The organism is Enemella evansiae (genome assembly GCF_004362375.1).
Lineage (GTDB): Bacteria > Actinomycetota > Actinomycetes > Propionibacteriales > Propionibacteriaceae > Enemella > Enemella evansiae.
Window position 1 is genome coordinate 80958 of the sequence record NZ_SNXA01000011.1, and the last position, 13193, is coordinate 94150.

General features: G+C 68.2%; 13 protein-coding genes and 1 tRNA gene. 2 read left to right on the forward strand and 12 right to left on the reverse strand.

The features are described 5' to 3' along the window. Window positions 1-270: 270 nt before the first annotated feature. The 8 genes from clpX to C8D81_RS15030 all read right to left on the reverse strand — a co-directional run bounded on the left by clpX (window position 271) and on the right by C8D81_RS15030 (window position 7705). Window positions 271-1563 (reverse strand): ATP-dependent Clp protease ATP-binding subunit ClpX, encoded by a 1293-nt coding sequence (gene clpX / locus C8D81_RS14995; protein ID WP_094355909.1) that lies wholly within the window; start codon window positions 1561-1563, stop codon window positions 271-273. 215 nt (window positions 1564-1778) lie between these two features. Beyond that, complete coding sequence (locus C8D81_RS15000) at window positions 1779-2480, reverse strand: ATP-dependent Clp protease proteolytic subunit (RefSeq protein WP_094355908.1); 702 nt, start codon at window positions 2478-2480, stop codon at window positions 1779-1781. A 25-nt stretch (window positions 2481-2505) separates the two neighbouring features. Continuing rightward, complete coding sequence (locus tag C8D81_RS15005; RefSeq protein WP_094355907.1) at window positions 2506-3078, reverse strand: ATP-dependent Clp protease proteolytic subunit; 573 nt, start codon at window positions 3076-3078, stop codon at window positions 2506-2508. A gap of 151 nt (window positions 3079-3229) precedes the next feature. Then, window positions 3230-4027, reverse strand: a complete 798-nt coding sequence (locus tag C8D81_RS15010; RefSeq protein WP_133626351.1) for an IclR family transcriptional regulator — start codon at window positions 4025-4027, stop codon at window positions 3230-3232. 36 nt (window positions 4028-4063) lie between these two features. After that, window positions 4064-4510 (reverse strand): RbsD/FucU domain-containing protein, encoded by a 447-nt coding sequence (locus C8D81_RS15015; protein ID WP_133626352.1) that lies wholly within the window; start codon window positions 4508-4510, stop codon window positions 4064-4066. After that, window positions 4507-5268 (reverse strand): SDR family NAD(P)-dependent oxidoreductase, encoded by a 762-nt coding sequence (locus C8D81_RS15020; protein WP_133626353.1) that lies wholly within the window; start codon window positions 5266-5268, stop codon window positions 4507-4509. The genes C8D81_RS15015 and C8D81_RS15020 overlap by 4 nt, the downstream gene beginning before the upstream one ends. Window positions 5269-5321: 53 nt before the next feature. Continuing rightward, a complete protein-coding gene (locus C8D81_RS15025; RefSeq protein WP_208109322.1) occupies window positions 5322-6665 on the reverse strand; it encodes an MFS transporter in 1344 nt (447 codons plus the stop codon). 170 nt (window positions 6666-6835) lie between these two features. Continuing rightward, window positions 6836-7705: a LysR family transcriptional regulator gene (locus tag C8D81_RS15030; protein ID WP_166646833.1), complete on the reverse strand. Its 870-nt coding sequence runs from the start codon at window positions 7703-7705 to the stop codon at window positions 6836-6838. A gap of 93 nt (window positions 7706-7798) precedes the next feature. Between C8D81_RS15030 and C8D81_RS15035 the strand changes: the two genes are divergently transcribed. Continuing rightward, complete coding sequence (locus C8D81_RS15035; RefSeq protein WP_208109323.1) at window positions 7799-8758, forward strand: DMT family transporter; 960 nt, start codon at window positions 7799-7801, stop codon at window positions 8756-8758. 34 nt (window positions 8759-8792) lie between these two features. Continuing rightward, the gene (gene fgd, locus C8D81_RS15040) at window positions 8793-9794 is read left to right on the forward strand and encodes a glucose-6-phosphate dehydrogenase (coenzyme-F420) (RefSeq protein ID WP_094355904.1); all 1002 of its coding nucleotides are present in this window, start codon (window positions 8793-8795) and stop codon (window positions 9792-9794) included. Window positions 9795-9879: 85 nt separating this feature from the next. Here fgd and C8D81_RS15045 read toward each other — a convergent pair whose 3' ends face one another. From C8D81_RS15045 to C8D81_RS15060, 4 genes are all read right to left on the reverse strand, one after another. Then, the gene (locus C8D81_RS15045; protein ID WP_094432079.1) at window positions 9880-10413 is read right to left on the reverse strand and encodes a hypothetical protein; all 534 of its coding nucleotides are present in this window, start codon (window positions 10411-10413) and stop codon (window positions 9880-9882) included. 218 nt (window positions 10414-10631) lie between these two features. Beyond that, entirely contained in the window at window positions 10632-12086 is a 1455-nt protein-coding gene (tig, locus tag C8D81_RS15050; protein ID WP_094355903.1) for a trigger factor, read from the reverse strand. 154 nt (window positions 12087-12240) lie between these two features. Continuing rightward, window positions 12241-12313, reverse strand: a tRNA-Pro gene (locus tag C8D81_RS15055). Window positions 12314-12379: 66 nt separating this feature from the next. Beyond that, window positions 12380-13120, reverse strand: coding sequence for a class F sortase (locus C8D81_RS15060; RefSeq protein WP_094403913.1), 741 nt, complete (start codon window positions 13118-13120; stop codon window positions 12380-12382). Between the last annotated feature and the right edge of the window lie 73 nt (window positions 13121-13193).

The following is a 13193-nucleotide window of genomic DNA, read 5'->3' on the forward strand; positions in this document are numbered from 1 at the left end:
CGTCGTTGGCTGCGCCAATACTGGCCCCGTTGGGCGGCGAGCGTCCAGCACCCACCCACGTTCATCGAGTAGGAGGCCCGGCGCAGCGGAGCGGAGCCGGGTCTCCGTGTCGAGATGAACCCCACATCGACGCGTGAGCAGGGCGTCCGACTCGGTTCTCGCACCGGACTGCGGTTCTCGCATGGTGTGCCATGCGAGAACCGAACCACCATGCGGGAACCGAGGGCGCGCGGCCAACAACCGCGCGACCGCGCCGCGGGGCGTACCCGCTCAGGCGCTCTTCTCGCGGCGTTCGCGCTTGCCGAACTCGGCGCGCGGGACGAGGGTCGGCACGACCGAGTCGGTGACGACCTCGCCGGTGATGACGACCTGGGCGATGTCCTCGGCCGAGGGCACGTCGTACATCACGTTGAGCAGCACCTCTTCGAGGATGGCGCGCAGGCCTCGGGCACCGGTGCCGCGGGCCAGGGCCAGGTCGGCCACGGCCTCGACGGCCTCGTCGGTGAACTCCAGGTCGACACCATCGAGCTCGAACAGCTTGCGGAACTGCTTGATCAGCGCATTGCGCGGCTCGACCAGGATCCGGATCAGGGCGTCGCGATCGAGCGGGGTGACCGAGGAGATCATCGGCAACCGGCCGATGAACTCGGGGATCAGGCCGTACTTCACCAGATCCTCCGGGCGTACCTGGCCGAACGGGTCATCCGAGTCGGGGCGGCGCGCCTCTTCGTCGTTGTTGAAGCCGATCGGACGCTTGCCGACGCGGGCGTCGATGATGTGGTCCAGGCCGGCGAAGGCACCGCCGACGATGAACAGCACGTTGGTGGTGTCGATCTGGATGAAGTCCTGGTGCGGGTGCTTGCGCCCACCCTGCGGCGGCACGCTGGCGGTGGTGCCCTCGAGGATCTTCAGCAGCGCCTGCTGCACACCCTCACCGGAGACGTCGCGGGTGATCGAGGGGTTCTCCGATTTGCGGGCCACCTTGTCGATCTCGTCGATGTAGATGATGCCGGTCTCGGCCTTCTTCACATCGAAGTCGGCGGCCTGGATCAGCTTGAGCAGGATGTTCTCGACGTCCTCACCGACGTAACCGGCCTCGGTGAGCGCGGTGGCGTCGGCCATCGCGAACGGCACATTGAGCATCTTGGCCAGGGTCTGCGCCAGATAGGTCTTGCCGCAACCGGTGGGGCCGATCAGCAGGATGTTGGACTTGCCCAGCTCGACGCCGTCGTCCTCCGCGGCCCGGCGGGCGGGGGTGGCGGCCTGCGCCTGCACCCGCTTGTAGTGGTTGTAGACCGCGACCGCGAGCGCCTTCTTGGCATCGCCCTGACCGATCACGTACGCATCAAGGAATTCGCGGATCTGGCGGGGCTTGGGCAACTCGTCCAGCAGGCCGACGTCGGAGCCCTCGGAGAACTCCTCCTCGATGATCTCGTTGCACAGATCGATGCACTCGTCACAGATGTAGACCCCGGGGCCCGCGATGAGCTTCTTGACCTGCTTCTGGCTCTTGCCGCAGAAGTTGCACTTGAGCAGGTCACCGCTCTCGCCGATGCGTGCCATCTCTCCAACCTTTCCGCGGACGTTGCTTCACCCTAACCCGGTCCCGGTTCGGGACCCGCGGTCATTTCGACCCGCGGTCCGTGCAGGGTGGATACGACGCTACCTGCCCGGACGGACAAACCCGAGAGGTGACTCCGCGTTGTTCGCTATTGGCGTGAATGCGAAGCGGCTCGCGTGCCGGCCTGGGCACGCGAGCCGCCTGTGTTCTGAAACCCTCAGGCGTCCTTGAGGGACTGCAGCACGTCGTCGATCAGGCCGTACTCCTTGGCCTGCTCGGCGGTGAGGTACTTGTCCCGGTCCACGTCGCTGCTGATCTGCTCCGGGGACTGCCCGGTGGCGTCGGCCAGCATCTGCTCCATCAGGCTGCGGATGCGCAGGATCTCGTTGGCCTGGATCTCCAGGTCCGAGGACTGGCCGTAGGTGCCCTGCCCCATCGACGGCTGGTGGATCAGGATCGTCGAGTTCGGCAGCGCGAGCCGCTTGCCCTTGGTCCCGGCGGCCAGCAGGACGGCGGCCGCGGAGGCGGCCATGCCCAGGCAGATCGTCTGGATGTCGGGCTTGATGTAGCGCATCGTGTCGTAGATCGCGGTCATCGCGGTGAACGAGCCACCGGGGCTGTTGATGTACATGCTGATGGGCCGGTCGGGGTCCATCGACTGCAGGCACAGCAGCTCGGCCATGATCGCGTTGGCCAGGTCATCGCTCACCGGGTCGCCGAGGAAGATGATCCGGTCCTCGAAGAGCTTGGCGAACGGGTCGACCCGCCGGAAGCCGTAGGAGGTGCGCTCCTCCCACTGCGGGATGTAGTGGTTGGCATCCGGTCCGCTCGGGGCCAGTCCGCCGGGGCGTACGCCGCCACGGGCCTGCACCTTCATGGACTGTTCCTGGTTGAACCGTGCGAGGTTCTCGTAGTTCATGGTGTCCTCCCTCACTGGTTCCTGGTCACTGATTCGGCGCGTCTTCACCGCGCGGGATCTGTGAGGCGTTCTCGTAGACGTGGTCGATGAAGCCGTATTCCTTCGCCTGCTCGGCGGTGAACCAGCGGTCCCGATCGGAGTCGGCATTGATCTGCTCGACGGTCTGCCCGGTGTGCTGGGCGATCAGCTCGGCCATCACCTTCTTGATGTGCAGCGACTGCTCCGCCTGGATCCGGATGTCGGAGGCGGTGCCACCGAGGCCGCCGGAGGGCTGGTGCATCATGATCCGGCTGTGCGGCAGCGCGTACCGCTTGCCCGGCGTACCGGCCGAGAGCAGGAACTGCCCCATCGAGGCGGCCAGGCCCATCGCCACGGTGGCGACGTCGTTGGAGATCCACTGCATGGTGTCGAAGATCGCCATGCCGGAGTCCACCGAGCCGCCGGGGCTGTTGATGTAGAGGTAGATGTCCTTGTCGGGGTCCTCGGCGTTCAGCAGCAGCATCTGCGCGGTGATCGCGTTGGCGTTCTCGTCGCGGACCTCGGACCCCAGGAAGATGATCCGGTTGGCCAGCAGCGACTGGTACACATTGTCGGTCATGCTCGGGCCGCCACCACTGGCGGCCGCTCGGATGAGCGCTGGATTCTCTGGGATGTTGTTCACGAAGGCGAAACTACCCGGCACCGCCGACAAACCTGAGCGATCTCGGCGCATGTTCGCTGTGGGCGCACCAGCCGGGCCGGGTGACGGGTCAGGAGGCCTGCGGGGCGGACTCCGGAGAACCGTCGCTCACCTGATGGGTCACCGAGGCGGGGGCGCCGAGTTCGCGGGAGATCGCGCGGGTCGTCTCCAGCAGCTTCGGCAGGTGCTCGGTCAGCTGCGTGATCGTGGCGTGGTGGGTGAACGCGGTGATCGACAGCGCACCGACCACCTCCCCCTGCGAACCGAAGACCGGGGCGGCGATGCAGTTGGAGAACGCCTCGTATTCGCCGTCGTCGCTGGACCAGCCCCGCTCGGCCACCTCGGCGAGGACCTCCCGCAGCTGCTTCGGTGCGGTGATGGTGTGGTCGGTGTACTTCTCGAAGCTGGCGCGGGCGATGATCTCCTCGCGCTGCGCCGGCTCGAGGTACGCCAGGATCGACTTGCTGACCCCGGCGGTGTGGATCACCACCTCGCCGCCGATCTGGGTGTTCAGGGTGATCGAGGCGGGCGGCTCGATCTTGTCCACATAGATCAACCGGTCCTTCTGCGGCACGGCGAGCTGGACGGTGAACCCCACCTCATCGCTGAGCCGCTGCAGATACGGGTGCACCAGGGCGCGCAGATCGAACTGCTCCACCGCCCGGGAGGCGAGCCCCGCCAACCGGAACCCCACGCCGTACTGGCCGTTGCCGACATTGCGCAGGAACCCCGATCCCTCGAGGGTCTGGATCAGCCGCAGCGCGGTGGTGCGGTGGGTGCCCAGCACCTCGGCCAGTTCCTGCGCCGTGCTCGGACGCTCGCTGCACCGCTCGAGGATGGTGATGGCTCGCTGCACCGTCTGCGACATCCGGGATCTCCTCTCTGCGGGCAGGTGCCGATTCTCTCATGGCGTCTCGACCGTCGGCGCGCCGACGGTGAGCAACACATTGGCGAACCGGCGGGTGTCACCGGTGGCCAGGCAGAGCGCCACCTCCCGATCCCGGGCCAGGTCATAGAACGCACCCCGGTCCACCCAGTCGTGCGCCACCCGGGTCGTCGGCAGCAGCGCGTCGATCTCGCGGTGCACCGGCAGCCCGGTCTCCCCCGATTCGGGGCACATCCGCACCAGGGCCTCGATCTCGACGGCCTCGGCCAGGGTGCGCACCACCTCGGTCACGGTCGGCGTACCCGCGGTGAGCGCGAGGTGCACGACCCGGGACCGCGGATTGGTGGCGGTCGCGGTGGAGTAGAGCGCGTCGCAGACCAGGATCCGACCCTTGTGCCCGACCCGGGCCAGGGCATCGAGGATGCCCGGATGGATGATCCGCGCACCGGGCGCCAACAGGGTCATCCGAAGTACTGCCCGCCGTTGATGTCCACGATGGTCCCGGTGACGAACCCGGCACCCTCCTCGGTCAGCCAGCCGACCGCCTGGGCCACATCGGCCGGTACGCCGGCGCGTCCGGTGGGGATGGTGGCGACCGTCTGACGCTTGGAGTCCTCGCTGGTGAACGTCGAGTGGAACGGGGTGTCCTCGATGAACCCGGGCGCGACCGCGTTGACCGTGATCTGTTCCGGGGCGAGTTCCTTGGCGAGCCCGCGAGTGAAGCCGAACAGCGCCGCCTTCGAGGTCGCGTACGCCGTCGCACCGGGATGGCCACCGTTGCGACCGGCGAGCGAGGCCATGTTCACGATCCGACCGCCGGGTCGGCGCAGGAACGGCAGCATGGCGTGGGTGACCAGGTAGGTGGAGTCGAGGTTGGTGGCGAGCACCGCACGCCACAGCTGCAGGTCCATCTCGGCGATCGTCGCCCGCTTGATCAGCCCGCCGACGTTGTTGACCAGGACATCGAGGGTGCCGAACTCGGTGCGGATCGTCTCGGCCAGCTCATCGACCTGGTCCGGGTCGGTGACGTCGACCGGCAGCGCCAGTACCTGCTGACCGCAGGCCTCCCGCAACCCGGTGAGTACCGCGTCGTCGGGTCGATGGGTCCGATAGGTGATGGCGACGCGGGCGCCGCGGTCGGCGAGTTCCTGGGCGATCGCCAGGCCGATACCGACGCCGCCGCCGGTGATCAGGGCGGTGCGGCCGTCGAGGGTGCGGTTCATGATGCTGCTCCTTGTCGTGGTGGTGGCGGGTGGGCGCGTGCTGTCGGGTCCGGTCATCGGTCGACCACCTGGACCCGGCCCTCCGGCCGGCGGCCGGCGTACAGAATCGTGGCGGCCGCGGTGAGAACGAGCAGGCCGGCCAGGAAGAACAGGCTGATCCGGGTACCACCGGTGGCCTGGTTGATCAGACCGACGGCATAGGGGGCGACGAACCCGCCGACGTTGCCGACCGCGTTGACCAGCCCGATCCCGGCGGCCGCGGCCGCACCGACGAAGACCGAGGCGGGCATCGCGAGCAGCGGCGCGGTGGCGGAGTAGACCCCCATCGCGGCGATGGTCAGGAAGAACAGCGCGAGGACCGGTGAGCTGCCGGCGGCGAGGCCGGCGGCGACCAGTCCGACGGCGGCGAGCACCATCGATGCGGCGGCGTGCGCGGCGCGCAGCCCGGTGCGGTCGGAGTTGCGTGCCCACAGATAGAGGAAGATCGCCGCGGCACCGTAGGGGATCACCGAGATCAGTCCGACCTGGATGGTGGAGAACTGACCGAGGGACTTGATCACCGTCGGCAGCCACAGGCCGAAACCGTAGATGCCGCAGACCATGCCGAAGTTGAGCATCGCGTACGCCCAGACGCGGGAGTCCTTGAGCCCGTCGAGGAAGCGGCCGTGCCCGGTCTGCGCGACCAAGGAGTTCTCGTGGGCGATCGTCGAGGTGAGCCAGCCGCGTTCGGTCTCGCTCAGCCAGCTGGCCTCCTCGGGCCGGTCGGTGAGCAGTCTGGGTACCAGCACGCCCAGCACGATCGCCGGGACGCCCTCGATGATGAACAGCCACTGCCAGTCCTGGACGCCCAGGAACTCGGGCATCGCCAGGATGGCTCCGGACAGCGGCGCGCCGATGGCGTTCGAGATCGGCTGGGCCAGGATGAAGGTGCCGAGCACGGTGACCCGCACCTTCTGCGGGAACCAGAGCGTCAGATAGAAGATCATCGCCGGGAAGAAGCCGGCCTCCGCGACGCCCAGCAGGAAGCGCAGCACCGCGAACGAGGTGGGTCCGGTGGTGAAGATCATCGCGGTGGAGACGATCCCCCAGGAGATCATGATCCGCGCGATCCACTTCCGGGCGCCGAAGTGCACCATGCCGGCATTGCTGGGCACCTCGAACAGTGCGTACCCGATGAAGAACACACCCGCCCCGAAACCGAAGGCCGCCTCGGTGAGCCCGACATCGGGACCCATCGTCAGCTTCGCGAACCCCACATTGTTCCGGTCCAGGAAGGCGATGAAGTACAGCACCGCGATGATCGGCAGCAACCGCCGCCGGACCTTGCTCAGCGTCGCCCGCTCGACGCTTTTCATATCGGGGCCGGCCGTGGGGCCGGGAACTGCTGAGGTCGACATCGAAGCTCCTTTGCTGTGATGTTCGCGTTGTGCAACATATGCACTTACTGTGCAAATGTAGTTCGCGCGAAAACAGGAGTCAACCAGCTGTCGTGCCAGGCATGGCGAGGTACGCCCGCCGGTGCGGCGGGGCGTGGGGATTTCGGACGCGGGGATCCCGGGGCGTCACCTCAGGATCCGGTCAGGGCCTCCCGGACCGCGGCCAGCGCGGCCGACTGTTCGGCCCGCTCCGGGCGGACCAGGACCAGATCCCGGGTCGGTGCATTGCGCAGCGGCACCGCGGCCAGGCCGGTCGGCAGGTCGGCGGCGAGCAGGCCGGGCACCAGGGCCAGCCCCAGTCCGCTGGAGACATAGGCGACCCGCGCCGCATGGTCGGGCGCCCGGCGTACCCGCCGCGGCCGCAGCCCCGCATCGGCCGCGACCCGACGCAGCAGGCCCTGGTCACCGACGGCCTCCACCCAGGTCTGATCGGCGAGCTCGGCCAGCGCGACCGGTACGCCCGCCGCGGCGGCCGGGTGGCCGGCCGGGGCGAGCAGCCGCAACTCATCGGTGAGCACCGGTTCGGCGACCAACCCGGGCCGGGGCCGGTCGTCGGGGCCGGCGAGCACCACCGCCGCATCCAGCTCACCGGCGGCCAGCGCCCCGATCAGCCCGCTGGCCGAACCCTGCCGCAGTGCCACGGCCAACCTGGGTCGGGTCCGCTCCAGCACCGCCAGCGCCGGAACCACCAACGAGGCGGTCGCCGAGGGCACACTCCCCAGCCGTAACCGCACCTCCGCCTCCGCGGCCTCCGCGACGTCGACCCGCGCCTGCGCCACCGACCGCACCACCTCCCGGGCGTGCGGCAGCAGCGCCTCGCCGTGCCGGGTCAATCGGATGCCACGGGCGACCCGCTCCAACAGCGGTACGCCGAGATCGGCCTCCAGCGCCTGCAACTGCCGCGACAGCGCCGACTGGGAGTAACCGAGCTCCGCGGCGGCCCGGGAGATCGAGCCGGTCCGGGCGACCGCGGCGAAGGTGCGCAGCTGGGTGAGTTCCACCCGGCCAGCGTAGATCGAGCCATGCGTGCGATGCATGATGAGGCTGCGTTTCTTGCGCTTGTCGCAGGCCTCGGCCGGTACCAGACTCAACGGGTGCCGCACTCTTCGACCTCCCGCACCCCGGACCGCACCTGGCTCGTCGCACTCGCTGCCGCGATGTGGGGCTTCTCCGGGTTGTTGCGCTCGCCGCTCTCCAAGGAGTACGCCTCCACCTCGATCGTGCTGGGCGAGCACGTGCTGCTGGTGCTGCTCACCTCTCCCCTGCTGATCGGGGCACTGCGGGCCTGGTGGCGGGCGAGCCTGCGGACCAGGATCGCCACCCTGGTGATCGGTGCGGGGTCCTCGGCGCTGGCGACGGTGATGTTCACCCTGGCCTTCCGCTACGGCGACCCGATCACCCCGCAGGTGCTGCAGAAACTGCAGCCGCTGATCGCGATCACCTTCGCCGCCCTGCTGCTCGGCGAGCGGCTGCGGCCGAAGTTCTGGCTCTTCCTGGCACCGGCGGTCGCGGGCGCCTGGCTGCTGGCGTTCCCGAACCCGCTCTCGGTCGGAGTGAAGTCGCTGATCCCCGCCCTGCTCGGCCTCGGTTCGGCCGCGCTCTGGGCACTGGGCACCGTGCTCGGCCGGCTGGCCAGCACCGAGCTGAAGTTCTTCCAGGTCACCGCGCTGCGCTTCTTCTTCGGCATGCTGACCCTGCTGATCGTGGCACTGGGTACCGGGGCCCCGCTGGTGCTGCCGGTGAGCACCTGGCCGCGGCTGCTGTCGCTCGCCCTGGTACCGGGGTTGCTGGCGCTGGTGCTCTACTACTACGGGCTGCGCTCCACCCCGGCCGCCCGCGCCACCCTGGCCGAGCTGGCGTTCCCGCTGACCGCCGCCGCGGTCGGGGTGTTCATCCAGCACGCCAGCCTGTCGGCGACCCAGTGGGTCGGGTTCGTCGTGGTGCTGGCCACCGTGGTCGCACTGGCCTGGCATGAGCACCGCAGCCGGGTACCGGCGGTGGCGGCGGCCTCGTCGCCGCGGCAACCCGACCGCGTCCCAGCGGACACCCGCTGAGGCGTACGCCCGGACGCGCTCTAGAGTGCGAACCATGATCCAGATCGGTTACAAGGCCTCCGCCGAACAGTTCGGCCCCCGACGACTCGCCGACTATGCGGTGCAGGCCGAGGAACTCGGCTTCGATTCGGTCACCATCTCCGATCATTTCCAACCCTGGCGGCACAAGGGCGGGCACGCCCCCAACTCGCTGGCCTGGCTCTCCCACGTCGGCGCACGCACCGAACGGGTGCTGCTCGGCACCTCGGTGCTCACCCCGACCTTCCGCTACAACCCGGCAGTGCTGGCGCAGTTCTTCGCCACCATGGGCTGCCTCTATCCGGGCCGGGTGATGCTCGGCGTGGGCACCGGTGAGGCCCTCAACGAGATCGCCGTCGGCCTGCCCGAATGGCCGGATTTCAAGGAGCGGTTCGCCCGGCTGCGCGAGTCGGTACGCCTGATGCGCGCGCTGTGGACCCAGGACCGGGTCACCTTCGAGGGCGATTACTACCGCACCGTGGACGCGATGATCTACGACCGCCCCGACCAGCCGATCCCGGTCTACGTGGCCGCCGGCGGGCCGACCATGGCCAAGTACGCGGGCCGTCAGGGCGACGGGTTCATCTGCACCTCCGGCAAGGGCGCCGAGCTCTACCGCGACCAGCTGGTACCGGCGGTCAAGGAGGGCGCCGAACTGAACAAGCGCGAGTTCGACTCGATCGACCGGATGATCGAGATCAAGCTCTCCTACGACCCGGATCCCGAACGGGCACTGGAGAACACCCGGTTCTGGGCGCCGCTGTCGCTGACCAAGGAGCAGAAGCACGACATCACCGACCCCGAGGAGATGGAGGAGGCGGCCGACGCGCTGCCGATCGAGCAGGTCGCCAAGCGCTGGATCGTGGCCTCCACCCCGGAACAGGCCATCGAGGGGCTGAAGTTCTACACCGATCTCGGCTTCAACCACCTGGTCTTCCACGCCCCCGGTGACGACCAGTCCCGCTTCCTGACCACCTTCTCCGAACAGGTGATGGCCGGCGCCCGCGAACTCGGCTGAGCGAGTACGCGGATCTGCCACTGCGCTGGTCAGCGGCAGCGCCGCCCTGGCGATGAGGTGCGCGAGGTGGCACCGGGCTGACGCGTCACTGCGTCGCCCGGAAACGCCTCCCGGGATCAAGCATCCAGAACAGGGGCATCAGGACAGTGGCCAGCGCGAGCAGAAGTCCCCCGATCCAGTCAGACCCAACGGTGCCGCGCCGGTTCCGCACGAGCCAGATCAGGAGCGGCAATCCGAGATACCCGACGAATGTCGTGAGCGTCATGGTGCCGCCCTGCAGGCCCACCGCGAGCGCGAGCCAGAACGTCGAGTAGACCCGGGCGTTCACACCGAGCTGAACCAATGTGATGATCCAGAAGCTGATGAACAAGATCACCCACCCATAGCCGAGCAGCCACTCATGCGCGAGAGACCACTCGTTGGCAATCGTCAGCCAACCCATGTCGACACCGACGCTCTCCAGAGCCAACCTGACGACATCCAATGGGCGCATCCCGACGAATAGGCCGACTAGCGCAACGACTCCGGCGGCGGCGCAGGCATACGGATAGGCCATGCTGAGGATCGGACGGGATCGTGCGAACTCGATCCCCTGCTTCGCGACGGTAGCCAACTCCATGATCGCCTCCTTGCCTCGGTCGATCTGAAGTCTGCAGGTCGCCACTGACAGTCCACCCCAAACCCGAAAAATGACCATGGAATATTCGCACTTATATCCGAATACTTCGGATGAGGGGCCGAATATTCCATGATCATTCATTGAGACCCGGGAGAAGACGACGCGGCCCGCCCCCGAGGGGACGGGCCGCTTTCGCGTACCAGGTCTGAACCGGCCGATCAGGCCTTGTCGTCGGCCTTCGCCTCGTCGGCCTTGTCGCCCGACTCATCGGCGCCGGCCTCGGTCTCGCCGGCCTCCGCCTCAGCAGCCTCCGCCTCGGCGGCCTCGGCGTCCGGGTCGGCGTAGGTGCCGTCACCGCGCAGGTTGGCCAGATTCAGGTCCTCGCCGTCGGGGCCGGTGACCTTCGCGGCCTCAACCATCAGCGCGAGCGCCTTGCCGCGGCGGATCTCGGTCATCCACTCGGCCATGTGGTTGTGCTCCATCATGTGCTGCGCCTCCTGCTCGGGGGAGGTGCCGCTCTGCTGGGCCTTGCGGATGATGTGCTGGGTCAGGTCGTTCTGGTCCACCCCGACCTCACGGTCATCGGCGATCTTGTCCAGCACCAGCTGAGCCTTCAGCGCATCGCGGGAGCGGGTGTCGACCTCGGCCCAGAACTCCTCGGCGGTCTGCTCGGTCTCGCCGTCCTCGAGGTACTGGTCCAGGGTCAGCCCGGCCTGCGCCAGCTGGCCGTTGATCTGCTCGTGGCGGGCCTGCACCTCGGCCTCGATCAGCTTCTCCGGCAGGTCCATCTCGACCTTCTCGATGACCGCCTCGAGGACCTTGTCCCGGGCGTTGGCGGCCTGCTCGAGCCGGCTCATCCGAACCAGGTTCTCCGACAGGTCGGCCTTCATCTCCTCGACGGAGTCGAACTCCGAGACCAGCTGGGCGAACTCGTCGTCGATCTCCGGCAGCTCCTGCTGCTGGACCTTCTGCACGGTCACCTTGATGTCGGCCTGCTCGCCGCGCAGCGGGCCGCCGACCAGCTCGGAGGTGAAGGTGACCTCCTCGCCGGCGGACTTGCCGGTGACGGCCTCGTCCAGGCCGTCCAGCATGCCGCCGGAGCCGAGGGTGTAGGTGATGCCCTCGGCGGTCGCCTCGGCCAGCTCCTCACCGTTCTTGGAGCCGACCAGGTCGAGGGTGACCACATCGCCCTCGGCGGCCGGGCGGTCCACGTCCACCTGGGTGGCGAAGCGCTCACGCAGGGTCTGCAGCTGGGTCTCGAGCTGCTCGTCGCCGACCTCGGGCTTCTCCACCTCGACGGTGATCGACTCGAAGTCGGGCACCTCGAACTCGGGGCGGACGTCGACCTCGGCGGTGAACTCGACCAGCTCGTTGTCCTCGAGCTTGGTCACCTCGACCTCGGGCTCGCCGAGCGGGTTGAGGTTGTTCTCGGTGACGGCCTTGCCGTAGAGCTCGGGCAGCGAGGAGTTGATCGCCTCCTGCAGCACCACACCCCGGCCGAAGCGCTGGTCGATGACCATCGGCGGGACCTTGCCGGCCCGGAAGCCGGGAATGTTGACCTGGCCCGCGATGTCGCGGTACGCCTTGTCCAGGGCGGGCTTCAGCTCGGCGAAGGGCACCTCGACGGTGATCTTGACCCGGGACGGGCTCAGCTGCTCAACGGTGCTTGGCAAGGTCTACTCCTGATCAAATGATTCCTGGATTCCGGTACGCCGGGCGTACCGCTCACTGCCCCCGCAGGGGCACACCCGCGCAATGCTATCGCCCACCCGGCAGCGCGAGGCAAATGCCGATCCGGCCGGTTGCCCGGCACAGGCGGTGGATGGGTCGGGGCGACAGGACTCGAACCTGCGATCTCCTGCTCCCAAAGCAGGCGCGCTAGCCACTACGCTACGCCCCGGCGCGAACGCGCCCCCGCAGTGTAACCCGCGGAGGCGACGCCTCGCCCAATCGAACCGGGTCGGCCTCAGGCCGCCTTCGGCATCTTCGGGGCGTAGAAGATGATCCGGCTGTCCCAGTTCTCGCGTTCCTTGTTGAAGTCCCAGCAGATCATGATCGCCAGCTGAGCCGGGCCGGTCGGGTTGAAGAAGACGCCGGAGGCCGGGTCGTAGGTCTTCTCCCAGACCTTGAGGTTGTTGGTGTAGCGGTAGCAGACCTGCTTGCCCTCACCGTCGGAGATCTTGATGACGTCGCCCTCCTTGAGGGCCTTGTTGCCACCGTCATAGAGCTGGTTCCCCAGCGCGTTTCCGGTCTGGTAGGTGTGGATCGTCAGGATCACGTTGCCCTGGGCCGAGCCGACCTCGGGGCTGCCGTTGTACCAAGCGGTGGTGTTCGACGCGCTCTTCGGCGGGGCGCCGGGGTTGCCGGCCTCGTCCTTGCCGACGGTGATCATCGGCGAATCGACACCGATCCGCTCGACGGTCAGCTTCTTGGGGTCCTTGATGTCCTCATCGGTGTTGGTGCACGACTCGGTGGCCGGCGTCTTGCTCCCGGTGGGCGATGCGGGCGGGGCCGCGGTGCTGGTGGTCGCGACGGGGGTCGGCTCGGAGCTCTCGAAGCTCGGCTCCTGCGGGGCCGGGTTCGGCGTGGCCGCCACCTCGGTCGTGGTCTGCTTGGGGCCGAAGGCGAAGATCGCCCCCACCACCACGATGGCCACGACGACCAGGCCCAGGACGACCTGGACGACTCGGTTCTTCAGAAACTGCATTTCTCCCACTCCCCCGACGCTCCGGCACTTGCAGGGTAGTCGCTGAACCGGCCAGGCCCCAATCAGCGCCACC